Below are 23,270 nucleotides of genomic sequence, written 5' to 3' on the forward strand. Positions count from 1 at the left end.
GTCGTGCGCCCATCATAGGAACGCTCGTCGCGCCGTGTGATGACCCAGGGGTGGTGAATCGGAGCAGGACTCCAGTTCAGTGCGGCTTTCGCCCCGGTTCGGCAGGGGTTCGACCACCCGCCGTTCGCCTGCCGGCCGTCACTTGACGACGCCCGGCAGGCGCGTCGGCCGCCTCCGTGTGCGTACGGATCGGCCGTGGGTGCGTACGGGCCGTCCGTGCTACTCCTCCTCCGGTGCCCGAGGCGGGCTGACCGTGGTGCGCTGCGGGCGTCGCTGGGAGGAGGTACGCACGATCAGTTCGGTCGGTATCACCTGCTCGACCGGCTGGTCCGACTCCACTCCCTCGATCGCGTCGATGAGCAGCTGCACGACCGCGGTACCGATACGGCGTGGCTTCAGGGAGAGCGTGGTGACGGGCGGCTCGGTGTTGGCGTACACGGTCGACTCGCTGCAGCACACCAGCAGCAGGTCGTCGGGGACGCGCAGTCCGTAGCGGCGGGCGGCGGCGAGCAGGTCGGTGCCGTTGGGGTCGAAGAGGCCGTAGACGGCGTCAGGGCGGTCCGGGCGGGCCAGCAGCCGGTCGGCGGCGACGGCGCCCGCACAGGGGTCGTGCGCCGGGTAGGCCTCGTAGACCGGGTCCTGGCCCACGCGTTCGCACCAGCGCAGGTAGGCGGTGGTGGACAGATGGGTGTACGTGTCCGTCGTGGTGCCGGTGAGGAGGCCGATCCGGCGGGCGCCGGCCTCGGCGAGATGGTCGAGGATGCCGAGCACGGCGGCCTCGTGGTCGTTGTCCACCCAGGCGGTGACCGGGAGCGAGCCGGCCGGGCGGCCGTCGGAGACCACCGGCAGCCCCTGCCGGACCAGCTCACTGACCACCGGGTCCTGGTCGGAGGGGTCGATGACGACCGTGCCGTCCAGGGCGACGTTCGACCACACGTCGTGGCGTGAGGTCGCGGGCAAGATCACCAGGGCGTAGCCGCGGGCGAGCGCGGCGGAGGTGGCGGCCCGTGCCATCTCGGCGAAGTACGCGAACTCGGTGAAGGTGAAAGGTTCATCCCCGTACGTCGTCACGGTCAGGCCGATGAGTCCCGACTTGCCGGTACGGAGGGTGCGGGCGGCGGCCGAGGGGCGGTACCCCAGCCGGTCGGCGACCTCGCGGACGTGGCGCCGGGTGGCATCCGGGAGTCGCCCCTTGCCGTTCAGGGCGTCGGAGACGGTCGTGATGGAGACTCCGGCGGCGGCGGCCACGTCTCTGATGCCCGCCCGGCCCGGCCGGCTGCCTCGCCGAGAGGTTTCCGCGCGGCTCACCTGGTGCTTCCCTGCTGCTGTCATGGCGAGCCGATAGTAGGGCTCATGCGGTGGGGTAGTGCGGACGCATATGCACGCGTTGACAGGCACGTTTCTGCAAGGTCAAACGGGGTCAACTACCTTAGAAAGAAAGTCAGTTGAACGATCCAATGGGGAGACGTGACTTGTCGGCACGCATGGGCCTGCCAAGTGCCCGATGTCTCGAAGAGGTCTCAACTCACCTTCACGGGTGATGCGCGCCACGGCGTGAGCCACCGGCGCGTAGATATATGTAGGGCGCGCCCCCGAAAAGTGCGCCTTCGTGCGGTGATGCCCGTGATGCCGGTGGGACGGATGAGGTCAGGCCCCCGCCTATGGGCTCGCTCCGCTGCTGTACGCAGCGGACCCGAATCCTCATAAGGTGTGCAGTATTGGATGCCGGCGGTGCGGACGGTCCGCCGGTGGTCGCGAGGAGGACTGCGGTGAGCGAGACGAGCCCCAAGCTGCGCGCCGAGCTGGAGGGTATCCCTACCTACAAGCCGGGCAAGCCTGCCGCGGCCGACGGCCCGGTCGCCTACAAGCTCTCCTCCAACGAGAACCCGTACCCCCCGCTGCCCGGCGTGATGGAGTCCGTGACCGCGGCCGCTGCCTCCTTCAACCGTTACCCGGACATGGCGTGCACGGCACTGATGAACGAGCTGTCGGACCGCTTCGGCGTCCCGCTCGGCCATCTGGCCACCGGCACCGGCTCGGTCGGCGTCGCCCAGCAGCTGATCCAGGCCACCAGCGGCCCCGGCGACGAGGTGATCTACGCCTGGCGGTCCTTCGAGGCGTACCCGATCGTCACGCAGATCAGCGGTGCCCGCTCGGTCCAGGTGCCGCTCACGGCCGGCGAGGTGCACGACCTGGACGCGATGGCGGACGCGATCACCGACCGCACCCGCCTGATCTTCGTCTGCAACCCCAACAACCCGACCGGCACGGTCGTGAAGCGGGCCGAGCTGGAGCGGTTCCTGGACCGGGTCCCCGGTGATGTGCTGGTGGTGCTCGACGAGGCCTACCGGGAGTTCATCCGCGACCCCGAGGTACCCGACGGCGTCGAGATCTACCGCGAGCGACCGAACGTCTGTGTGCTGAGGACCTTCTCCAAGGCGTACGGCCTCGCAGGACTGCGCGTCGGCTTCGCGATCGCCCATGAGCCGGTGGCGGCGGCGCTGCGCAAGACGGCGGTGCCGTTCGGCGTGAGCCAGCTCGCCCAGGAGGCGGCGATCGCCTCGCTGCGGGCCGAGGACGAACTGCTCGGCCGGGTCGGCTCGCTGGTGTGCGAGCGGCAGCGCGTGGTCGCGACACTGCGCGCCCAGGGCTGGACGGTTCCGGAGACCCAGGCCAACTTCGTGTGGCTGCGGCTGGGGGAGCGTACGACGGCCTTCGCGCAGCTCTGTGAGGAGCACGGCGCGGTCATCCGGCCGTTCCCGGGCGAGGGTGTCCGGGTGACGATCGGGGAGACCGAGGCGAACGACATCTTCCTGAAGGCGGCGGAGAACTTCCGCAAGGAGCTCTAGCCGCAAGGAGCTCCGGCAGCAGGCCAGTTGCACCCACGGGGCCGCCGTCGAGGCGGCCCCGTCGTGTATGGGTTTCACGTGAAACCGGGGGGCCGTGGGGCGACGTGACGGAGAAGACAGGACCCCCTTGCCCGCGTCGAAAATCGGTACGTCATAATAGCTTGTGAATGTGAATGCATTCACAAGCGTGTCCCGTTTGCTCCGCGATGTCTGCGGCAAAAGGGGCAAATTGCCGCTGCACTACGGCGACGTAAGGAGACCGACGACGTGGACCTGGCCCTGGCGCCGGAGACATTGGCGCGTTGGCAGTTCGGCATCACCACCGTCTACCACTTCCTGTTCGTCCCGCTGACGATCTCGCTTGCCGCCCTCACGGCCGGACTGCAGACCGCATGGGTGCGCACGGAGAAGGAGAAGTACCTCAGGGCGACCAAGTTCTGGGGCAAGCTCTTCCTGATCAACATCGCGATGGGTGTGGTCACCGGCATCGTGCAGGAGTTCCAGTTCGGCATGAACTGGTCGGACTACTCGCGGTTCGTCGGTGACATCTTCGGTGCCCCGCTCGCCTTCGAGGCGCTGATCGCGTTCTTCTTCGAGTCCACCTTCATCGGGCTGTGGATCTTCGGCTGGGACAAGCTGCCCAAGAAGATCCATCTGGCCTGCATCTGGATGGTCTCCATCGGCACGATCCTGTCCGCCTACTTCATCCTCGCGGCCAACTCGTGGATGCAGCACCCCGTCGGCTACAAGATCGACAAGGCGAAGGGGCGGGCCGAGCTGACCGACTTCTGGGCCGTCCTGACCCAGAACACCGCGCTGGCCCAGGCCTTCCACACGCTGTCCGCGTCCTTCCTGACCGGCGGCGCGTTCATGGTCGGCATCGCCGCCTTCCACCTGTTCCGCAAGAAGCACATCACCGTGATGAAGACCTCGCTGCGGCTTGGTCTGGTCACCGTCGTCATCGCCGGCATGCTCACCGCGATCAGCGGTGACACCCTCGGCAAGGTCATGTTCAAGCAGCAGCCGATGAAGATGGCCGCCGCCGAGGCCCTGTGGGACGGCCAGAAGCCGGCGCCCTTCTCGATCTTCGCCTACGGCGACGTCAGCAAGGGCCACAACACCGTCGAACTGTCCGTCCCCGGCCTGCTGTCGTTCCTGGCCGACGACGACTTCAACTCGTACGTCCCCGGCATCAACGACACCAACAAGGCCGAGCAGCAGAAGTACGGTCCGGGCGACTACCGCCCGATCATCCCCGTCACCTTCTGGGCGTTCCGCTGGATGATCGGCTTTGGCATGGCGTCCTTCGCCATCGGCCTGGTCGGACTCTGGCTGACCCGTAAGAAGTTCATGCTGCCGCAGCATCTGCGGGTCGGTGAGGACGAGGTGCCGCATCTGGTCCTCTTCAAGACCAAGGCCCTCAGCCCGAAACTCGGCAGGCTGTACTGGCTGGTGGCGATCTGGACGCTGGGCTTCCCGCTGATCGCCAACTCCTGGGGCTGGATCTTCACCGAGATGGGCCGTCAGCCATGGGTCGTCTACGGCGTCCTGCAGACCCGTGACGCCGTCTCCCCCGGTGTCTCCCCGGCCGAGATCCTCATCTCGATGATCACCTTCACCGCGCTGTACGCCGTCCTCGCCGTCATCGAGGTCAAGCTGCTCGTGAAGTACATCAAGGCCGGCCCGCCCGAGCTCACCGAGGACGACCTCAACCCGCCCACGAAGATCGGCGGCGAGGCCCGTGACGCCGACAAGCCGATGGCCTTCTCGTACTAGGCCGAGGGAGACGCAGTCATGGAACTTCACGACGTCTGGTTCGTCCTGATCGCCGTCCTGTGGACCGGCTACTTCTTCCTGGAGGGCTTCGACTTCGGGGTCGGCATCCTCACCAAGCTGCTCGCCCGTGACCGGCCGGAGAAGCGGGTGCTGATCAACACGATCGGCCCGGTCTGGGACGGCAACGAGGTGTGGCTGCTCACCGCGGGCGGTGCGACCTTCGCCGCCTTCCCCGAGTGGTACGCCACGCTCTTCTCCGGCTTCTATCTGCCCCTGCTGGTCATCCTGGTCTGTCTGATCGTCCGGGGTGTCGCCTTCGAGTACCGGGCGAAGCGGCCCGAGGAGAACTGGCAGCGCAACTGGGAGACCGCGATCTTCTGGACCTCGCTGATCCCGGCGTTCCTGTGGGGCGTGGCCTTCGGGAACATCGTGCGGGGCGTGAAGATCGACCGGAACTTCGAGTACGTCGGCAGCGTCTGGGACCTGCTCAACCCGCACGCCCTGCTCGGCGGACTCGTGACGCTGACGCTGTTCACCTTCCACGGGGCGGTGTTCACCGCGCTCAAGACGGTGGGTGACATCCGGGTACGGGCGCGGAAGCTGGCGACCAAGGTCGGTCTGCTGGCCGCCGTGCTGGCGCTGGCCTTCCTGCTGTGGACGCAGGTCGACAGTGGAGACGGCAAGAGCCTGGTGGCACTGGTGGTGGCGGTCGCCGCCCTGGTCGCCGCGCTCGGGGCCAACCTGCGGGGCCGTGAGGGATGGGCGTTCGCCCTGTCCGGCATCACCATCGTGGCCGCCGTGGCGATGCTCTTCCTGTCGCTCTTCCCGAACGTCATGCCGTCGTCGCTCAACCCGGACTGGAGCCTCACGGTCTCCAATGCCTCGTCGAGCCCCTACACCCTGAAGATCATGACCTGGCTCGCGGCGATCGCCACACCGCTCGTCATGCTCTACCAGGGGTGGACGTACTGGGTGTTCCGCAAGCGGATCGGTACGCAGCACATCGCAGCCGAAGCCGCGCACTGAGTCGGCCTCGAGTCGGCGCCAACCCTGCATCGACCCTGCACTGAGTCCGCATGAGTCCAAGGAGTGGGTGTTTCACGTGAAACACCCACTACGGACCGAAGGGCATGTTTCACGTGAAACCAATCGATCCGCGTCTGCTGCGCTACGCCCGAGCCACTCGCCTCTTCCTGATCGCGGTCGTCGGCCTCGGTGCGGTCGGGGCCGGACTGGTCATCGCCCAGGCGATGCTCATCGCCGAAGTGGTGGTCGGCGCGTTCCAGCACGGCCACTCGGTATCCGAACTCCGCACTCCCCTGCTGTTGTTGGCGGCCGTCGCACTCGGACGGGCGCTGGTCTCCTGGCTGACCGAACTGGCCGCGCACCGGGCGAGCGCGGCCGTCAAGTCCGAACTGCGGGGGCGGCTTCTCGACCGGGCGGTGGCGCTCGGTCCCGGCTGGCTGAGCGGTCAGCGGACCGGGTCGCTGGTCACCCTCGCCACGCGCGGCGTTGACGCCCTCGACGACTACTTCTCCCGCTATCTGCCCCAGTTGGGGCTGGCGGTGGTCGTACCGGTCGCGGTGCTCGCCCGGATCGTCACCGAGGACTGGGTGTCCGCGGCGATCATCGTCGGCACCCTGCCGCTCATTCCGCTCTTCATGGTGCTGATCGGCTGGGCCACCCAGTCCCGTACGGACCGTCAGTGGCGGTTGCTGTCCCGGCTGTCCGGCCACTTCCTGGACGTGGTCGCCGGGCTGCCCACGCTGAAGGTGTTCGGGCGGGCCAAGGCGCAGGCCGAGTCCATCCGCCGGATCACCGGCGAGTACCGGCAGGCGACCATGCGGACCCTGCGGATCGCCTTTCTCTCCTCCTTCGCGCTGGAACTGCTTGCCACGCTGTCGGTGGCGCTGGTCGCCGTGACCATCGGTATGCGGCTGGTGCACGGGGACATGGACCTGTACATCGGGCTGGTCATCCTGGTGCTGGCGCCCGAGGCGTACCTCCCGCTGCGGCAGGTGGGTGCCCAGTTCCACGCGGCGGCGGAGGGGCTCGCGGCGGCGGAGGAGATCTTCGCGGTGCTGGAGACGCCGGTGCCGGTGTCCGGTGCGGGGGAGGTCCCCTCCGATGCTGCCCTGGCCTTCGAAGGAGTGACGGTCCGCTACCCGGATCGTTCGGCGGACGCGGTGACCGATGTGTCGTTCACCGTGGAACCCGGCGAGACCGTCGCACTGGTCGGCCCGAGTGGCGTGGGCAAGTCGACTCTGCTGAACGTGCTGCTGGGGTTCGTGCGGCCGGTGGCCGGCCGGGTGCGGATCGGGGGAGCCGAGCTCGGAGCGGTGGACCTGGAGGAGTGGCGGTCGCGGATCGCGTGGGTGCCGCAGCGGCCGCATCTGTACGCCGGGACGATCGCCGAGAACGTACGGCTCGCACGTCCCGACGCGGACGACGAGGCGGTACGGCGGGCGTTGCGGGACGCGGGGGCGCTGGAGTTCGTGGACGCGTTGGCGGAGGGCGCCGGGACCGTGCTCGGTGAGGACGGGGCCGGATTGTCCGCCGGGCAGCGGCAGCGGCTGGCGCTGGCGCGGGCGTTCCTTGCGGACCGGCCTGTGCTGTTGCTGGATGAGCCGACGGCTGCGCTGGACGGGGCGACCGAGGCGGAGGTTGTGGCGGCGGTACGGCGGCTTGCCGCGGGGCGGACGGTGTTGCTGGTGGTGCACCGGCCGGCGCTGCTCTCGGTGGCGGACCGGGTGGTGCGGCTCTCCGGCAGCGAGGCCCCCAGGGGGCTCCGCCCCCTGGACCCCCAACCCCTTCGCCCACCCACCACCCGACTCGGTCGATGGGAGGGCGAGGCGATCGAGCAGCTCGGTCGGCTGGAAGGCGGGTCGGCGGAGGTGCTCGGTCGGCTGGAAGGCGGGTCGGCGGACTTGCTCGGGCAGAGCGAAGTGCCTGGTGGGTCGGGAAGTGGCTCGGTGGAGGGGCTTGGTCTGTCTGGGAGTAGTGGCTGGGTGGGGCGGGCCGGTCTGTCTGCGGGGGGCTCGGGGAAGTCGGTGGCTGGGGCTCGACGGGGTGTTCTGGGGCGGGTTCGTGCGGCTTCTGGGGCTCGGCGGGGGCGGTTGGTGCTCGCTCTTCTGCTGGGGGCTCTCGCGCTCGGCAGCGCCGTGGGGTTGATGGCGACCTCCGGGTGGTTGATCTCGCGGGCCTCGCAGCAGCCGCCGGTGCTGTATCTGATGGTCGCCGTGACGGCTACGCGGGCCTTCGGGATCGGGCGGGCCGTGTTCCGGTACAGCGAGCGGCTGGTGTCGCACGACGCCGTGCTGCGGATGCTGGCCGACACCCGGGTTGCCGTGTACCGGCGCCTTGAACGGCTCGCACCTGCCGGGCTTCGGGCGACCCGGCGCGGGGACCTGCTCAGCCGGCTCGTCGCCGACGTGGACACCCTGCAGGACTACTGGCTTCGGTGGCTGCTGCCCGCCGGGGTCGCGGTGGCCGTGTCCGCCGGGGCCGTGGGATTCACGGCCTGGCTGCTGCCCGAGGCGGGCGCCGCTCTGGCCGTGGGCCTGCTGGCGGCCGGCGTCGGTGTTCCGCTGCTGACCTCCGCCGTGGCCCGACGCGCCGAGCAGCGCCTGGCACCCGCCCGGGGTTTGCTCGCGACCCGGGTGACCGACCTGCTCACCGGAACCGCCGAACTGACCGTCGCCGGCGCGCTGCCCGCCCGTACCGGCGATGCCCGTCAGGCCGACGGCACGCTCACCCGGATCGCCTCGCGGGCCGCCGCCGCCACCGCGCTCGGTGACGGACTGACCGCTCTGCTGACCGGCCTGACCGTCGCCGCCACGGCGCTGCTGGGCGCCCAGGGGGTCGCCGACGGCCGACTGAGCGGGGTGGCGATGGCGGTCGTCGTGCTCACGCCGCTGGCCGCCTTCGAGGCCGTACTGGGGCTCCCGCTCGCCGTGCGGCACCGGCAACGGGTGCGCAAGAGCGCCGAGCGCATCTACGAGGTGCTGGACGCGCCCGAGCCCGTACGGGAGCCCGAGCGGCCGCGACAGGTACCCGCCGCACCCTTCCCCGTCGTACTCAAGGGCCTGTCCGCACGCCACGAGGGCCAGCGTCGGGACGCGCTCGCCGGGCTCGACCTCACCCTCCACGAGGGGCACCGGATCGCCGTGGTCGGTCCCTCCGGTTCCGGCAAGACGACCCTCGCGCAGGTCCTGCTGCGGTTCCTCGACCCGGAAGCGGGCTCCTACACGCTGGCCGGCGTGGACGCCTACGGCATGGACAGCGACGACGTACGCCGGCTCGTCGGGCTGTGCGCCCAGGACGCGCACCTCTTCGACAGTTCCGTACGCGAGAACCTGCTGCTCGCCCGCAAGGACGCCACTGAGGAGGACCTGCGGGACGCGCTGGGCCGGGCCCGGCTGCTGGACTGGGTGGACGGGCTGCCCCACGGGGTCGACACCCTGGTCGGCGAGCACGGGGCCCGGCTGTCCGGCGGCCAGCGGCAGCGGCTGGCGCTCGCCCGGGCGCTGCTCGCGGACTTCCCGGTGCTCGTCCTGGACGAGCCAGCCGAGCATCTCGACCTGCTCACGGCGGACGCGCTCACGGCGGATCTGCTGGCCGCCACCGAGGGCCGTACGACCGTGCTCATCACCCACCGGCTGGCGGGCCTGGAGGCCGTGGACGAGGTGATCGTGCTCGACGCGGGCCGGGTGGTGCAGCGCGGACCCTACGCGGAGCTGGTCGCCGTGGCCGGGCCGTTGCGGGGGATGGCGGAGCGGGAGGCGGCGACGGAGTCGCCGACGGCGAACGCACCTGAGGGCCTGGTGGGCGCGCCTTAGAGCTGAGTGGAGCGTCCGGGGGGCACGCCGGTGCCTCCCGGATCGAGGTCGTCGTCGTGGCCGCGGTGACGCTGCCCGACGGCCGGCAGGGCGTCCGGCTGACGGTCGCCGACGACGGGGCAGGCATCCCCGACGGGGGCGGGACGACGGTGATCTCGCAGGCGCCGCCCGGAAACCGGAGCCGGCAGCCTGTGCCGTACCGAATCCGGCGGTTTCAGCTGCGCGCGGCCAGCAGCCGCTCGATCACGACCGCCACACCGTCCTCGTTGTTGGCGACCGTGCGGCCGGAGGCGGCGGCGATCACGTCGGGGTGGGCGTTGCCCATCGCGTACGACTGCCCGGCCCAGGTCAGCATCTCGACGTCGTTGGGCATGTCGCCGAAGGCCACGACCTCCTCGTGCGAGATGCCGCGCTCGGCGCACTCCAGGGCCAGCGTGCTCGCCTTGGAGACCCCCGGACCGCTGATCTCCAGCAGGGCGCTGGGACTGGACCGGGTGACGTTGGCGCGCTCGCCCACGGCGAGGCGGGCGAGGGTGAGAAACGCGTCGGGGTCGAGGTCGGGATGGTAGGCGAGGATCTTGATCACGGGCTCGCCGGCGCTCGGGCCGTCGGCCGCGAGGATCTCCTCGGCGGGCAGCAGATGGTCCGGTGTCTCCAGGTGCAGCTTGGGATAGGCCGACTCCTGGTGGAAGCCGTACGTCTGCTCGACCGCGTACACCGTGCCGGGCGCGGCGTCGCGCAGCAGCCGTACCGCGTCCAGCGCGTTCTCCCTGGCCAGTTCACGCACCTTCACGAAGCGGTGGGCGCCGGGGCCGCCGTGCAGGTCGACCACGGCGGCGCCGTTGCCGCAGATCGCCAGGCCGTGGCCGTGGACGTGGTCGCTGACGACGTCCATCCAGCGGGCCGGGCGGCCGGTGACGAAGAAGACCTCGATGCCCGCCTCCTCGGCTGCGGCCAGCGCGGCGACCGTCCTCGGGGAGACCGACTTGTCGTCGCGCAGCAGGGTGCCGTCGAGATCGGTGGCGATCAGCCGGGGGGGAGTCGCGAAGGCGGAGGTCTCGGGCTGTCGGGTCGCTGAGGTCACCGGGCCATTCTCGCGCATATGCTCGCACGCCAGTGCGGTGCTCCGCACAGATGAGACACAGACGACTCCCGAAGCATCCCTGGGGCCCTGTCCGCCCGCTCGGCCCACCCTCCTCGGCCCCCGTCCGTCGGCCTCAGGCCAGTTGAGCCGCGGCCTCCATGGCGATCTGCTCGAAGACCTTCTCCTCGGCCGCGAAGTCCGAGTCGGGGATGGGCCAGTGGACCACCAACTCGGTGAAGCCCAGCTCCTGGTGACGGCCCGCGAAGTCCACGAAGGCGTCCAGGGACTCCAGCGGCCGGGCACGGTCCGGGGTGAACCCGGTGAGCAGAACCTTCTCCAGCTCCGACGCGTCCCGGCCGACCGCCGCGCAGGCCTCGCCGAGCTTCACCGTCTGACCGCGCAGCGCCTCGACGGACTGCTCGGGCGTGCCGTTCTCGTACAGCTTCGGGTCGCCGGTGGTCACCCACGCCTGTCCGTACCGCGCGGCCAGCTTCAGCCCGCGTGGGCCGGTGGCCGCGACCGCGAAGGGCAGCCGGGGGCGCTGCACACAGCCCGGGATGTCGCGCGCTTCGTGGGCCGAGTAGAACTCGCCCTCGGACGTCACGGAGTCCTCGGTGAGCAGCCGGTCGAGCAGCGGCACGAACTCGGCGAACCGGTCGGCGCGCTCGCGTGCGGTCCACGGCTCCTGGCCCAGCGCGGTGGCGTCGAAGCCGGTGCCGCCGGCGCCGATACCCAGCGTCACCCGGCCGCCCGAGATGTCGTCGAGGGAGATCAGCTCCTTGGCGAGCGTCACCGGATGCCGGAAGTTCGGCGAGGTGACCAGCGTGCCCAGACGCAGCCGGTCGGTGACGGACGCGGCGGCGGTCAGCGTCGGAATCGCACCGAACCACGGGCCGTCCCGGAAACTGCGCCAGGACAGGTGGTCGTAGGTGTACGCGGTGTGGAAGCCCAGCTCCTCGGCCCGCGTCCAGGCGGCGCGGCCGCCCTCGCTCCAGCGGCGGTACGGCAGGATCACGGTGCTCAGGCGCAGACTCATGCGTCCGAGACTAAGGGGCCCCACCGACAGCGGACGAAACGGTCACCGTATGCGGCCGCTCAGCCACGGCGTGAGGAAGCCCACGGCCAGGTGCTCCTTGTACGTACGGTCCCCGGGCAGCGGTACGACCAGCGAGGCCGTCGGCGGGAAACGGCGGGCGCGGACATGGGCCAGCCCGCCGAAGACGGCGCGGAGAAAGGCCGGCACGTCGTCGCGCGGGAGGTCGTGGAACTCGACGCCCTCCACCGTGATCAGCGCGTCGTCGTCCGGGTAGAGCCGTACGCTCACCCGGGGCACCCCGCCGAACTCGGCGTATGCCTCGTGCGGCAGCGAGCCGTCCGGGTCCGCGGTGACCCCGAAGCCCGCCGCGCTGCGCCGGGAGGTCTGGTCCGCGCCGATGTCGTGCGTCACCTCGATCTCGCGGCCGCACTCGGCGGCGATCGCGCGAAGAGCGGTCACGGCCGCCTCGGTCGTGGGGAGGTGGTCCCTGCGGTCACTCTGGTCCATACCAGCCATCATGCGGGGTCAGTGCGGGTCGGGGAAGCGCAGGTATTCCGGCGGTACGGCCTTCGTCAGCCACACCCCGTTCGCGCTGACGTGGAAGACATGGCCGGCCCGGTGCATCGCGCCCGCGTCCACCGACAGCACGACCGGGCGCCCGCGCCGGGCACCTACCCGGGTCGCGGTCTCGCGGTCGGCAGACAGATGCACGTCGTGCCTGCTCATCGGGCGCAGACCCGCGGACCGGATCGCGTCCAGGTACCGGGCCACGGTCCCGTGGTAGAGGTACGGCGGCGGGGTCGCCGGGGGCAGTCCGAGTTCGACGTCGACGCTGTGGCCCTGGCTGGCGCGGATCCGGGTGCCTTCGATCGCGAAGCGCTGCTTGTCGTTGGCGGCGACGACGTGGTCGAGTTCCTCGCGGGTGACCGGGAAGCCGTGCGCCGCGGCCGCCGCGAGCAGCGTGTCGATCTCCACCCAGCCGGCCTCGTCGAGCGTGAGGCCGATACGTTCCGGCTGGTGGCGCAGGTGCTTCGAGAGGTACTTCGACACCTTCACGGTGCGCCGATCGTCCCACGTCCTGTCGTTCTGTCCGATGTTCGGCTTGTCGTTCTTATTGCGGGGCGGTCTATGACTCTTCTTGTCGTTCACGCCATCAGCGTGCCGGGAGAGACGCGGATCACGCAGTTATTTTTTGCCGCAGGTTTGATCCACAACCAAGTCCGGTTATCCACAGGCTAATTGGCTGCGCTGTGGACAACCGCTGGGCGGTTCAGGGTGTTTCGTCAAGATCGTTAACAGGGCTGTGATGTGCGGTCAGCGCGTCCAAGTGGCGTGCGCGCGCCTCCCGTTCGGCGGCCAGGGTGATGAACTCGGCGATGTGGTCCGGGCCAACGAGACGTCGTACGGCCTGAATCGTGTCGGCGGGGAGAGACACGGTACGTGTCTTCCCCCGGGACTTCGGCTGCTCCCCGGTACCGAGTCGCCGGCGCACCTCGCGGGTGGCGAACAGGCGCATGGCCCGGGCCAGTTCGGCGTCCACCGTCTGCTGGGCGAGCGGGCGCAGGCGCCGGACCAGGGAGGCCGCTTCGGCAGCTTTCGCGTCGGTGCGGTGGTGCGGGTCGTCGAGGTAGCGGGCGAAGACGTGCTCGGTGGTGAACTCGAGGAAGCGGGCGGCGATGTGCTCGACCTGGGTCCTCAACTCCCGCAGATGGTCCGAGATCGCGGTGAGCGGAACTCCGGCCGCATGCAACTCGGCTGCCACGGCCAGCTCTTGGGGACTCGGGACCAGGAAGGAGTCGGGGTCGCCCGGCACCGGCTCCAGGACGCCGAGTGCCACGGCCTTGGCCACGGCCGTGTCGTCGGGGGTGCCGCCGAAGCGGGCTTCCAGGTCGGCGCGGGAGAGACGGGCCGGTTCCTCGTCTGTCCAGGGGCCCTCGGCCTCGGTGACGAGGCCGAGGACGCCGGCCAGGCCGCGGCCGGTGTCCCAGGCGTCGAGGAGGTCCTTGATGGAGGCGAGGGTGTAGCCGCGGGCGAGGAGGTCGGCTATCTGGTGGAGGCGGGTGAGATGGGCGTCGGAGTATAGGTTGGCGCGGCCCTGGCGCTCCGGGCGGGGCAGCAGGCCTTTGTCCTGGTAGGCGCGGATGGTGCGGACGCTGGTCCGGGAGTGGTGGGCCAGGTCTTCGATGCGGTACGCCTGGTGCGGTGGGGAGTCGGACGTCACAGTCTCGGTTCCATCCTCGCGATCCTCCGCAGCACCCCCGGCGCCACCCGCGACAGCATCCGCGCCCCCCGCGCCTCCGGTGTCACCGGTACCACCGCCCTGTTGTGCTCCACCGCCTCCAGAATCGCTGAAGCCACCTTCTCCGGCGGGTAGTTGCGCATGCCGTACAAGCGGGCCGAGCGCTTCTGCCGCCGTCGTTGCTCCTCCTCGTCGACCCCTGTGAAGCGGGCGGTCGACGTGATGTTGGTGTTGACGATGCCGGGGCAGATCGCGGTCACGCCGATGCGCTGAGCGGCGAGTTCGGCGCGCAGGCACTCGGACAGCATCAGGACCGCCGCCTTGGAGGTGCTGTAGGCCGGCAGCACCCGTGACGGCTGGAAGGCCGCCGCCGAGGCGACGTTCACGATGTGGCCGCCCTGGCCGCGGTCCGCCATCCGCGCGCCGAACAGACGGCAGCCGTGGATCACGCCCCAGAGGTTGACGTCCAGGACCCTGCGCCAGTCCTCCGTGGTCGTCGTGAGGAACGAGCCGGAGAGGCCGATGCCGGCGTTGTTGACCAGGACGTCCAGGACCCCGTGCTCGCGGTGGACCCGTTCGGCGAGCTTCTCCATGGCCTGCTCGTCGGAGACGTCGGCCGTCTCGGCCCAGGCGTCCGCCGCTCCGATCAGCCGGGACAGCTCGGCGGTGCGGGCGGCGGCCTCCGCGTCCCGGTCCACGACCACCACGCGCGCGCCCGCCTCCGCGAACGCGAACGCCGTGGCCCGGCCGATGCCGCTGCCCGCGCCGGTGACCAGCACCAACTGGCCGCCGAACCGCTGGGCATGGCGGTCCGCCCGTTTCGGCTCGGTGCCCCGGCCGTCCTCGACGGAGATCACGAATTCCTCGATCCAGGACGCCACCTGGTCCGGCCGGGTGCGCGGCACCCAGTGCTTGTCGGGCAGGGTGCGGCGGGTCAGTTGGGGTGCCCAGCGCTCCAGGTCGTCGTACAGCCGCGCGGACAGGAAGGCGTCGCCCAGGGGCGTGATGAGCTGCACGGGCGCGTGTGCGTACGCGTCCTCGCGCGGGCGGCGCAGCCGGGGCCGTACGTTGTCGCGGTACAGCCAGGCACCGTGCGCCGCGTCGGAGCGGAGGGAGCCGGTCGGGTAGTCCCCGGCGGGGAGCTTCTCGGCTCGTCGGAGGATGCCCGGCCAGGCCTTGCCGAGCGGGCCGCGCCAGGCCAGTTCGGGGACGACGGGGGTGTGCAGCAGGTACACGTACCAGGACTTGGCGCCCTGGCCGAGGAGCTGGCCCACCCGGCGGGGCGTGGGGCGCTTCACGCGCGCGTTGATCCAGTGTCCGAAGTGGTCGAGGGACGGCCCGGACATCGAGGTGAAGGAGGCGATACGGCCCTCCGTGCGCCCGACGGTGACGAACTCCCAGGACTGCACCGAGCCCCAGTCGTGGCCGACGAGGTGCACCGGGCGGTCCGGGCTGACCGCGTCGATCACCGCCAGGAAGTCGTCGGTCAGCTTGGCCAGCGTGAAGCCGCCGCGCAGTGGTTGCGGTGCGGTCGAGCGGCCGTGGCCCCGGACGTCGTACAGCACCACGTGGAACCGCTCGGCGAGGCGGGGCGCGACCTCGGACCAGACCTCCTTGCTGTCCGGGTAGCCGTGGACGAGGACGACCGTCGGCTGTGCCGGGTCGCCCAGTTCCGCCACGCACAGTTCGATGCCGCCGGTGTGTACCCGGCGCTCGCGTGCGCCCTTCAGTGCCGTCACTTGTCCTCCGCCCAGCGCCGCACGTGCGGCAGATCGTCGTCCAGCCAGAAGGCGCTCTGCTCGGGGTCCCGGGAGTCGGTGACCACGAGGATCTCCTCGAACTTGGCTCCGGTGCCCCGGAAGCCGAGGTGTGGTTCGACCGCCCACAGGCCCGGCCGGGGCGGATGGTCGGAGAACCGGTACGGCGACCACAGGGGCGACCAGCCCTCGCGGTGGCCGTGCAGGGCGTCGGCGGCGAGACCCTTCAAGGACTGGGTGCCGAACCCGAAGAGGTGAGGTGCCCAGCGGCGCTGTCGCACCCGGTCCACCTTGTGCGCGATCACGCCGAACGGGTACGCGCGGTGCCGGTTGGCGTAGCCCTGGCGGACCATGAGGCGGTCCACGTCCTCGTAGATCTCACGCAGCGGGCGCCGCTCGCGCACCTCGCGCAGGATCAGCTCCCGGTGTGCCTCCAGGTCGGCCATGAGCCGGTCCTGTACGGGGTTGATCCCGAGGGAGCCCGAGTAGCCGACATCGGCCGTGTAGCCGTCGTACACCGGGGCCAGGTCCAGGATGAACGGCATCCCGGGGGCCAGCCGGCGGTCGGTCGGGAAGAACTGCAGCGGTATGCGGAAGTCCGTGAACGCGGTGCGGTCGCCGAACCAGGCGAAGGGGAGGTGGAACCAGTCCCGTACGCCACGGGCGCGGAGCCACTCGCGCTGCATCCGGGCCGCCTCGCGTTCGGTGACGCCGGGCTCCAGCCGGGCCGCGACAGCCTCCGCGCATTCGTACGCGAGTCGCTGCACCCGCCGGAAACCCTGGAGCTCCGTGGCGCGTTCGGAGAGTACGCCGTGCGTTGTCGTCGTCATCCGCCCCGTCCCCATCGACTGCGGTACGCGTCCGTAACTTGACACTGGTGAATGTGACAGTTGTTAGAGGCGACGTCAATAGGTGGTGCAAGGCCTGTGGATAACGCTGCGTAGCCCTTAAGCAGGGGATCCCCTAGGGTCCCGTAATACTCGAGAGTGATGCGAAGACGGCTCCAGGGTCTGACGACCTCCGTGGTCCACATCACTACCTTCGATGGCGTGACTGTGATCGCGACCGAAAGCCTGAGCAAGCGGTTCCCCCGGGTGACCGCGCTCGACCGGCTGTCCGTGGACATCGGACCCGGTGTGACCGGACTCGTCGGAGCCAACGGCGCCGGCAAGTCCACCCTGATCAAGATCCTGCTGGGTCTGTCTCCCGCGAGCGAGGGCCGAGCCGAGGTGCTCGGCCTCGACGTGGCGACCAAGGGTGCCGCCATCCGCGAGCGGGTGGGTTATATGCCGGAGCACGACTGCCTGCCGCCCGACGTCTCGGCCACCGAGTTCGTCGTGCACATGGCCCGCATGTCCGGCCTGCCGCCCGCCGCCGCGCGTGAGCGCACCGCCGACACCCTGCGCCATGTCGGGCTCTACGAGGAGCGGTACCGCCCCATCGGCGGCTACTCGACCGGCATGAAGCAGCGCGTGAAACTCGCCCAGGCGCTGGTGCACGACCCGCAGCTGGTCTTCCTGGACGAGCCGACCAACGGCCTCGACCCGGTCGGCCGCGACGAGATGCTCGGCCTGATCCGCCGGATCCACACCGACTTCGGCATCTCGGTCCTGGTCACCTCGCACCTGCTCGGCGAACTGGAGCGGACCTGCGACCACGTGGTCGTCGTCGACGGCGGCAAGCTGCTGCGCTCCAGCTCCACCACGGACTTCACCCAGTCCACGACCACCCTCGCGATCGAGGTCACCGACAGCGACGCGCACCCCGACGGCACCCGCGCGGTGCGCGACGCGCTGCACGCGCGCGGGGTGGAGACGAACGCTGAGGGCGGCGGCCTCCCCGGCGCCGGCCACATCCTGCTGCTCACCGCCCAGGGCGAGGAGACGTACGACCTGGTGCGGGACGTCGTCGCCGACCTCGGCCTCGGCCTGGTGCGCATGGAGCAGCGCAGGCACCACATCTCCGAGGTCTTCACCAGCAGCGACGAGCAGCGGAAGGAGGCGGCCGTCCATGGCGGTTGAGCAGCCCCTGGCCACCCCCGCGGGTGACCAGTCCCGAATCCACGACATCGGCTACCGCGGCTACGACGGCCCCCGCCTGGGCCGCGCGTACGCCCGCCTGTCCCTCTACTCGCAGACCCTGCGCGGCTCCTACGGCCTCGGCCGCTCGGTGAAGTCCAAGGTGCTGCCGATGCTGCTGTTCGCGGTGATGTGCGTGCCGGCGGCCATCATGGTGGCCGTCGCCGTCGCCACCAAGGCGCACGACCTCCCGGTGTCCTACACGCGGTACGCGATCATCATGCAGGCCGTGATCAGCCTGTACGTCGCCTCGCAGGCACCCCAGGCCGTCTCCCGCGACCTGCGCTTCAAGACCATCCCGCTGTACTTCTCGCGGCCCATCGAGACCGCCGACTACGTCCAGGCCAAGTTCGCGGCCCTGGCCTCGGCGCTGTTCATCCTCACCGGCGCCCCGCTGGTCGTGCTGTACGTGGGCGCCCTGCTGTCCAAGATGGACTTCGCCCACCAGAGCAAGGGGTTCGGCCAGGGACTGGTCTCGGTGGCCCTGCTGTCCCTGCTGTTCGCCGGCATCGGCCTGGTCATCGCCTCGGTCACGCCGCGCCGCGGCTTCGGCATCGCCGCCGTGATCGCCGTACTGACCATCTCCTACGGCGCGGTCTCCACCCTCCAGGCCATCGCCGACTCCCAGGGCAGCACCGGCGCCATCGCGTGGATCGGCCTGTTCTCGCCGGTCACCCTGGTCGGCGGCCTGAGCACCGCCCTGCTCGGCGGCACCAACACCTTCCCGGGCGGCGACGGGCCCTCCCACGCCCAGGGCGCGGTGTACCTGCTCGTCATCGTCGGCCTCATCGCCGCCTGCTACGGCCTGCTGCTGCGCCGCTACAAGAAGGTGGGACTGTGACCACGCTCTCCATCGACCACGTCTCCCGCTGGTTCGGCAACGTGGTCGCCGTCAACGACATCACCATGACCATCGGCCCCGGCGTCACCGGCCTGCTCGGCCCCAACGGCGCCGGCAAGTCCACCCTCATCAACATGATGGGCGGCTTCCTCGCCCCCTCCACCGGCACGGTCACCCTCGACGGGCAGCCGACCTGGCGCAACGAGGCCATCTACAAGCACATCGGCATCGTCCCCGAGCGCGAGGCGATGTACGACTTCCTCACCGGCCGCGAATTCGTCGTCGCCAACGCCGAGTTGCACGGCCTCGGCGCCAAGGCCGCCCAGAAGGCGCTGGCCACGGTCGAGATGGAGTACGCGCAGGACCGCAAGATCTCGACGTACTCCAAAGGCATGCGCCAGCGCGTGAAGATGGCGTCCGCCCTGGTCCACGACCCCTCGCTGCTCCTGCTCGACGAGCCCTTCAACGGCATGGACCCGCGCCAGCGGATGCAGCTGATGGACCTGCTGCGGAAGATGGGCGACGAGGGCCGCACCGTGCTCTTCTCCTCGCACATCCTCGAAGAGGTCGAACAACTCGCCTGGCACATCGAGGTCGTGGTCGCCGGCCGGCACGCGGCCAGCGGCGACTTCCGCAAGATCCGCCGTCTGATGACCGACCGCCCGCACCGCTACCTGGTCCGCTCCAGCGACGACCGCGCCCTCGCGGCCGCGCTGATCGCCGACCCGTCGACCTCGGGCATCGAAGTCGACCTCACCGAGGGCGCGTTGCGGATCCAGGCCGTCGACTTCGGCCGCTTCACCGCCCTGCTGCCGAGGGTCGCCCGCGACCACGGCATCCGGCTGCTCACGGTCTCGCCGTCCGACGAGTCCCTCGAATCCGTGTTCTCGTATCTGGTCGCGGCGTAGGAGGCCGAAGATGTACGACCCCACAGTCGCCCGGCTCACTTATCGAGCCCTGCTCGGCCGTCGCCGGGCCCTCATCCTGGGGGCGCTGCCCCTGCTGCTCATCGCGATCTCGGTCGTCGTCAGGGGCCTTGCCGGTGCCGACGACCAGACCGCCTCCGACCTGCTCGGCGGCCTCGCGCTCGCGACCATGGTGCCGATCATCGGCGTCATCGCCGGCACGGGTGCGATCGGCCCGGAGATCGACGACGGCTCGGTGGTGTACCTGCTGTCCAAGCCGATCAAACGGCCCACGATCATCCTCACCAAGCTGATCGTGGCGATCGCCGTGACGATGGTCTTCTCGGCCCTGCCGACGCTGATCGCGGGCTTCATCCTCAACGGCAACGGCCAGCAGATCGCCGTCGCCTACACGGTGGCCGCACTGGTCGCGTCGATCGCCTACGCGGCGCTCTTCCTGCTGCTGGGCACGGTGTCCCGGCACGCGGTGGTCTTCGGGCTCGTCTACGCCCTGGTCTGGGAGGCCCTGTTCGGCTCCCTCGTCCCGGGCGCGCGCACGCTCAGCGTCCAGCAGTGGTCCCTGGCGGTCGCCCACAAGGTGACGGGCGGCGAACTGGTCACGTCGGACGTCTCCCTGGCGACCGCCACGGTGCTGCTGATCGCGGTGACGGTCCTGGCGACCTGGTACGCCGGCCAGAAGCTGCGCTCGCTGACGCTGGCGGGCGAGGAGTAGACGCCCGGCTTATTGACGGGGGCTTCACCTCTGTCCAGGCACACTGGACAAAGCGGGTGTACTGCGTAGGAGGCGCGGGATGGCTGAGGGTTTCGGAGACGGGGACTGGGACGACGGGGTTGTCCTGGACGAGAACTTCATACGGTCCGCGGGGACTTCGGAGCCGTCCGCGCGGGCGCGGATGCTGGCGGCGAAGTGGCGGGCGGAGTCGCCGGAGCCTCAGCCGTGGCGGTCGGACGAGCCGCCCGCCGGCTGGTTCTTCAGCAAGGCGCGGCGCAGGTGGTGGCGTCGGTAGGCGCCTTTGATCGCCTTTAATTCGGTGGCTTCCCACTCGGTCCACAGGCACAGTTGTCGTGTCAGCCCCCGAACCGGGAGAGGAGCCGGACGATGTCCATGCACGACAGTACGTCCCGCTCCCGTCAGGGCAGCCCGCGGCGGATCGCCATGTAGCTGCCCGGGGCGGCCGCTTCGAGCACGCGATGGTCGCTCTCGCGTGGGCCGCCCACCCGGAGGATTGGCCGAGTGGTAAGGCACTGGCTTGCGCTGTGTTCCATCAAGAGCAAGCCCTGGTCGGGCCCGGAAAGCCCGCGCACGTTCGATTCGTGCATCCTCCGCAACGCCTTGCAGGCGCCTCAGCCGTGACACCGTGAAGGCGCCTCAGCCCAGCAGACGCTCCAGCACCACCGCGATCCCGTCCTCCTCGTTGGAAGACGTCACCTCGTCCGCCACGGCCTTCAGCTCGTCGTGCGCGTTGGCCATGGCCACACCCCGGGCCGCCCAGGCGAACATCGGGATGTCGTTGGGCATGTCGCCGAAGGCGATCGTGTCGGCGGACTTCAGGCCCAACCGGCGCGCGGCCAGCGACAGGCCCGTCGCCTTCGACAGCCCCAGCGGCAGAAGCTCCACGATTCCCTCGCCCGCCATGGCGACCGTGACGAAGCCGCCGGCCGTATGACGTGCCACCTCGGCCAGCTCGTCGTCGGAGAGCCCGGGGTGCTGGATGTAGATCTTGTTCAGCGGCGCCGTCCAGAGATCCGCCGCGTCCGTGAACGGCGTCGACGGGAGCTTGCCCGTCACCGCGTACCCCGGCCCCACCAGCACCTCGCCGTCGAGGCCGTCGCGGCTCGCCGCGAGGTACAGCGGGCCCACCTCCGCCTCGATCTTCGCCAGGGCGACCCCGGCCAGCTGGCGGTCCAGCGTCACGGACGTCAGCAGGCGGTGCGACCCGGCGTCGTACACCTGCGCCCCCTGACCGCACACGGCGAGGCCGTGGTAGCCGAGGTCGTCGAGGATGGGCCGGGTCCAGGGGACGGCGCGGCCGGTGACGACGATGTGCGCGGCGCCCGCCGCGGTGGCCGCGGCGAGCGCGTCACGGGTGCGCTGCGAGATCGATTCGTCGGGACCGAGCAGTGTTCCGTCGAGGTCGGTGGCGATCAGCCCGTACGGGAAGCTCACCGGGACACCGGCTCCAGGACCTCTCGGCCGCCCAGGTACGGGCGCAGCACCTCGGGGACCCGGACCGAACCGTCGGCCAGCTGGTGGTTCTCCAGGATCGCCACGATCGTGCGCGGTACGGCGCACAGCGTGCCGTTCAGCGTGGCCAGCGGCTTGACCTGCTTGCCGTCGCGGACCCGGATCGACAGCCGGCGGGACTGGAACTCGGTGCAGTCCGACGTCGACGTCAGCTCGCGGTACTTGCCCTGCGTCGGGATCCACGCCTCGCAGTCGAACTTGCGCGCGGCGGAGGAACCGAGGTCACCGGTGGCGACGTCGATCACGCGGTACGGCAGCTCCAACGAGGCCAGCCACTGCTTCTCCCAGGCCAGCAGGCGCTGGTGCTCCGCCTCCGAGTCCTCGGGGGCGACGTAGGAGAACATCTCGACCTTGTCGAACTGGTGGACGCGGAAGATGCCCTTGGTGTCCTTGCCGTGCGAACCGGCCTCGCGGCGGAAGCAGGGCGAGAAACCGGCGTAGCGCAGCGGGAGGCGCTCGGCGTCGATGATCTCGTCCATGTGGTACGCGGCGAGGGGCACCTCGGACGTGCCGACCAGGTAGAGGTCGTCCTTGTCGAGGTGGTAGACGTCCTGGGCCGCCTGACCGAGGAAGCCGGTGCCCGCCATCGACTGCGGCCGGACCAGCGCCGGGGTCAGCATCGGCGTGAAGCCGGCCTCGGTGGCCTGCGCGATCGCCGCGTTGACCAGCGCCAGCTCCAGGAGGGCACCGACACCGGTCAGGAAGTAGAAGCGGGAGCCGGAGACCTTGGCGCCGCGCTCGACGTCGATCGCGCCGAGCAGCTGGCCCAGCTCCAGGTGGTCCTTGGGCTCGAAGCCCTCGGCTCCGAAGTCGCGGATCGTGCCGTGCGTCTCCAGGGTGACGAAGTCCTCTTCGCCTCCCACGGGCACGTCGGGGTGGACGAGGTTGCCGAGCCTGAGCAGCAGCTCGTGGGTCTCGGCGGCGGCGGCGTCCCGCTCGGCGTCGGCGGCCTTCACGTCGGCGGCGAGCTGGCCGGCCTTCTTCAGCAGCTCGGCCTTCTCGTCACCGGCGGCCTTGGGGATGAGCTTGCCGAGCGACTTCTGCTCGTTGCGCAGCTCGTCGAAGCGGACGCCGGAGGACCTGCGCCGCTCGTCGGCAGAGAGGAGGGCGTCGACGAGCGCGACATCCTCTCCACGGGCGCGCTGGGACGCGCGCACACGGTCGGGGTCCTCACGGAGCAGGCGTAGGTCAATCACGGAGCCAAGGCTACCGGTGTGGGGTTGCCCCCCACGAATCACTATTGACCCGTGTTCCGAATCGCGGCTTACGTTCCGTTATGAGGGAATTGCCGAGCGTGTCAATAAAAAGTGTCTCACTCCCCGAGACGGGGCATGCGCGCGGCCTGCGGTTGACTGGATTCCCTTGCGGGGAGCGGGACTTGGGAGCCCGGTTGTCCACAGGAATCCACGCCCTCCCGAAAGTTATCCACAGGGTGTGTGGATGGAGTGTGGACTTCGGAATTGATCACTTCGAAGTCGGTACCCGAAGAGAGGAATTCCCCGCCCAAACCTGGACAACACCCACTTTCGAGTGGAAAGGAGTCGCTCCAAAAGATGAACCATGGGAAACGAGTGGACGAAGGGTGACGTGAGTGATCACCG

19 protein-coding genes and 1 tRNA gene are annotated in these 23,270 nt (G+C 70.1%); 10 read left to right on the forward strand and 10 right to left on the reverse strand.

The window, feature by feature from the left end; translation table 11 throughout:
* Positions 1-219: 219 nt before the first annotated feature.
* Complete coding sequence (locus tag ACZ5K7_RS17215; RefSeq protein ID WP_351695773.1) at positions 220-1,332, reverse strand: LacI family DNA-binding transcriptional regulator; 1,113 nt, start codon at positions 1,330-1,332, stop codon at positions 220-222.
* A 437-nt stretch (positions 1,333-1,769) separates the two neighbouring features.
* Here ACZ5K7_RS17215 and hisC point away from each other — a divergent pair, with 437 nt between their 5' ends.
* The 4 genes from hisC (at position 1,770) to cydD (ending at position 9,463) form a co-directional block, all read left to right on the forward strand.
* Positions 1,770-2,849 carry a histidinol-phosphate transaminase gene (gene hisC / locus ACZ5K7_RS17220; protein WP_468914311.1) on the forward strand — a complete coding sequence of 360 codons (1,080 nt, stop codon included), beginning with the start codon at positions 1,770-1,772 and terminating at the stop codon, positions 2,847-2,849.
* Between the two features lie 267 nt (positions 2,850-3,116).
* Positions 3,117-4,625, forward strand: a complete 1,509-nt coding sequence (locus ACZ5K7_RS17225; protein ID WP_468914312.1) for a cytochrome ubiquinol oxidase subunit I — start codon at positions 3,117-3,119, stop codon at positions 4,623-4,625.
* A gap of 18 nt (positions 4,626-4,643) precedes the next feature.
* Positions 4,644-5,651 carry a cytochrome d ubiquinol oxidase subunit II gene (cydB, locus tag ACZ5K7_RS17230; protein ID WP_351695767.1) on the forward strand — a complete coding sequence of 336 codons (1,008 nt, stop codon included), beginning with the start codon at positions 4,644-4,646 and terminating at the stop codon, positions 5,649-5,651.
* 113 nt (positions 5,652-5,764) lie between these two features.
* Positions 5,765-9,463: a thiol reductant ABC exporter subunit CydD gene (gene cydD / locus ACZ5K7_RS17235; RefSeq protein ID WP_468914314.1), complete on the forward strand. Its 3,699-nt coding sequence runs from the start codon at positions 5,765-5,767 to the stop codon at positions 9,461-9,463.
* 214 nt (positions 9,464-9,677) lie between these two features.
* Here the strand turns inward: cydD and ACZ5K7_RS17240 are convergent, their stop codons facing one another.
* The 7 genes from ACZ5K7_RS17240 to ACZ5K7_RS17270 all read right to left on the reverse strand — a co-directional run bounded on the left by ACZ5K7_RS17240 (position 9,678) and on the right by ACZ5K7_RS17270 (position 16,409).
* The gene (locus ACZ5K7_RS17240; protein WP_468914316.1) at positions 9,678-10,565 is read right to left on the reverse strand and encodes a Cof-type HAD-IIB family hydrolase; all 888 of its coding nucleotides are present in this window, start codon (positions 10,563-10,565) and stop codon (positions 9,678-9,680) included.
* A 115-nt stretch (positions 10,566-10,680) separates the two neighbouring features.
* Positions 10,681-11,583: an LLM class flavin-dependent oxidoreductase gene (locus tag ACZ5K7_RS17245; protein WP_468914318.1), complete on the reverse strand. Its 903-nt coding sequence runs from the start codon at positions 11,581-11,583 to the stop codon at positions 10,681-10,683.
* A gap of 42 nt (positions 11,584-11,625) precedes the next feature.
* Positions 11,626-12,090, reverse strand: a complete 465-nt coding sequence (locus ACZ5K7_RS17250) for a hypothetical protein (RefSeq protein WP_351695759.1) — start codon at positions 12,088-12,090, stop codon at positions 11,626-11,628.
* 18 nt (positions 12,091-12,108) lie between these two features.
* On the reverse strand, positions 12,109-12,678 hold the full coding sequence (locus ACZ5K7_RS17255; RefSeq protein WP_468914508.1) for an RNA 2'-phosphotransferase: 570 nt from the start codon (positions 12,676-12,678) through the stop codon (positions 12,109-12,111).
* Positions 12,679-12,853: 175 nt separating this feature from the next.
* On the reverse strand, positions 12,854-13,804 hold the full coding sequence (locus tag ACZ5K7_RS17260; protein ID WP_468914320.1) for a MerR family transcriptional regulator: 951 nt from the start codon (positions 13,802-13,804) through the stop codon (positions 12,854-12,856).
* A complete protein-coding gene (locus ACZ5K7_RS17265) occupies positions 13,801-15,561 on the reverse strand; it encodes an SDR family oxidoreductase (protein WP_468914325.1) in 1,761 nt (586 codons plus the stop codon). Before ACZ5K7_RS17265 ends, ACZ5K7_RS17260 begins: the two co-directional genes overlap by 4 nt.
* Positions 15,558-16,409 carry a M24 family metallopeptidase gene (locus tag ACZ5K7_RS17270; protein WP_468914328.1) on the reverse strand — a complete coding sequence of 284 codons (852 nt, stop codon included), beginning with the start codon at positions 16,407-16,409 and terminating at the stop codon, positions 15,558-15,560. Before ACZ5K7_RS17270 ends, ACZ5K7_RS17265 begins: the two co-directional genes overlap by 4 nt.
* Positions 16,410-16,634: 225 nt before the next feature.
* Between ACZ5K7_RS17270 and ACZ5K7_RS17275 the strand changes: the two genes are divergently transcribed.
* The 6 genes from ACZ5K7_RS17275 to ACZ5K7_RS17300 all read left to right on the forward strand — a co-directional run bounded on the left by ACZ5K7_RS17275 (position 16,635) and on the right by ACZ5K7_RS17300 (position 20,750).
* Positions 16,635-17,600, forward strand: a complete 966-nt coding sequence (locus ACZ5K7_RS17275; RefSeq protein WP_468914510.1) for an ABC transporter ATP-binding protein — start codon at positions 16,635-16,637, stop codon at positions 17,598-17,600.
* Positions 17,590-18,498, forward strand: a complete 909-nt coding sequence (locus ACZ5K7_RS17280) for an ABC transporter permease (RefSeq protein WP_351695751.1) — start codon at positions 17,590-17,592, stop codon at positions 18,496-18,498. The genes ACZ5K7_RS17275 and ACZ5K7_RS17280 overlap by 11 nt, the downstream gene beginning before the upstream one ends.
* A complete protein-coding gene (locus ACZ5K7_RS17285) occupies positions 18,495-19,406 on the forward strand; it encodes an ABC transporter ATP-binding protein (protein WP_351695749.1) in 912 nt (303 codons plus the stop codon). The genes ACZ5K7_RS17280 and ACZ5K7_RS17285 overlap by 4 nt, the downstream gene beginning before the upstream one ends.
* Positions 19,407-19,416: 10 nt before the next feature.
* Complete coding sequence (locus tag ACZ5K7_RS17290; protein WP_351695747.1) at positions 19,417-20,136, forward strand: ABC transporter permease; 720 nt, start codon at positions 19,417-19,419, stop codon at positions 20,134-20,136.
* Between the two features lie 79 nt (positions 20,137-20,215).
* Positions 20,216-20,431: an SGM_3592 family protein gene (locus ACZ5K7_RS17295; RefSeq protein ID WP_351695745.1), complete on the forward strand. Its 216-nt coding sequence runs from the start codon at positions 20,216-20,218 to the stop codon at positions 20,429-20,431.
* A 213-nt stretch (positions 20,432-20,644) separates the two neighbouring features.
* A tRNA-OTHER gene (locus tag ACZ5K7_RS17300) sits at positions 20,645-20,750 on the forward strand.
* A 43-nt stretch (positions 20,751-20,793) separates the two neighbouring features.
* On the opposite strand, the gene ACZ5K7_RS17305 is transcribed toward ACZ5K7_RS17300, so the two are convergent.
* On the reverse strand, positions 20,794-21,591 hold the full coding sequence (locus ACZ5K7_RS17305; protein ID WP_468914331.1) for an HAD family hydrolase: 798 nt from the start codon (positions 21,589-21,591) through the stop codon (positions 20,794-20,796).
* Positions 21,588-22,865 carry a serine--tRNA ligase gene (gene serS, locus ACZ5K7_RS17310; RefSeq protein ID WP_351695741.1) on the reverse strand — a complete coding sequence of 426 codons (1,278 nt, stop codon included), beginning with the start codon at positions 22,863-22,865 and terminating at the stop codon, positions 21,588-21,590. Before serS ends, ACZ5K7_RS17305 begins: the two co-directional genes overlap by 4 nt.
* Positions 22,866-23,270 lie beyond the last annotated feature (405 nt).

It is taken from the genome of Streptomyces sp. NPDC031497 (assembly GCF_055580905.1).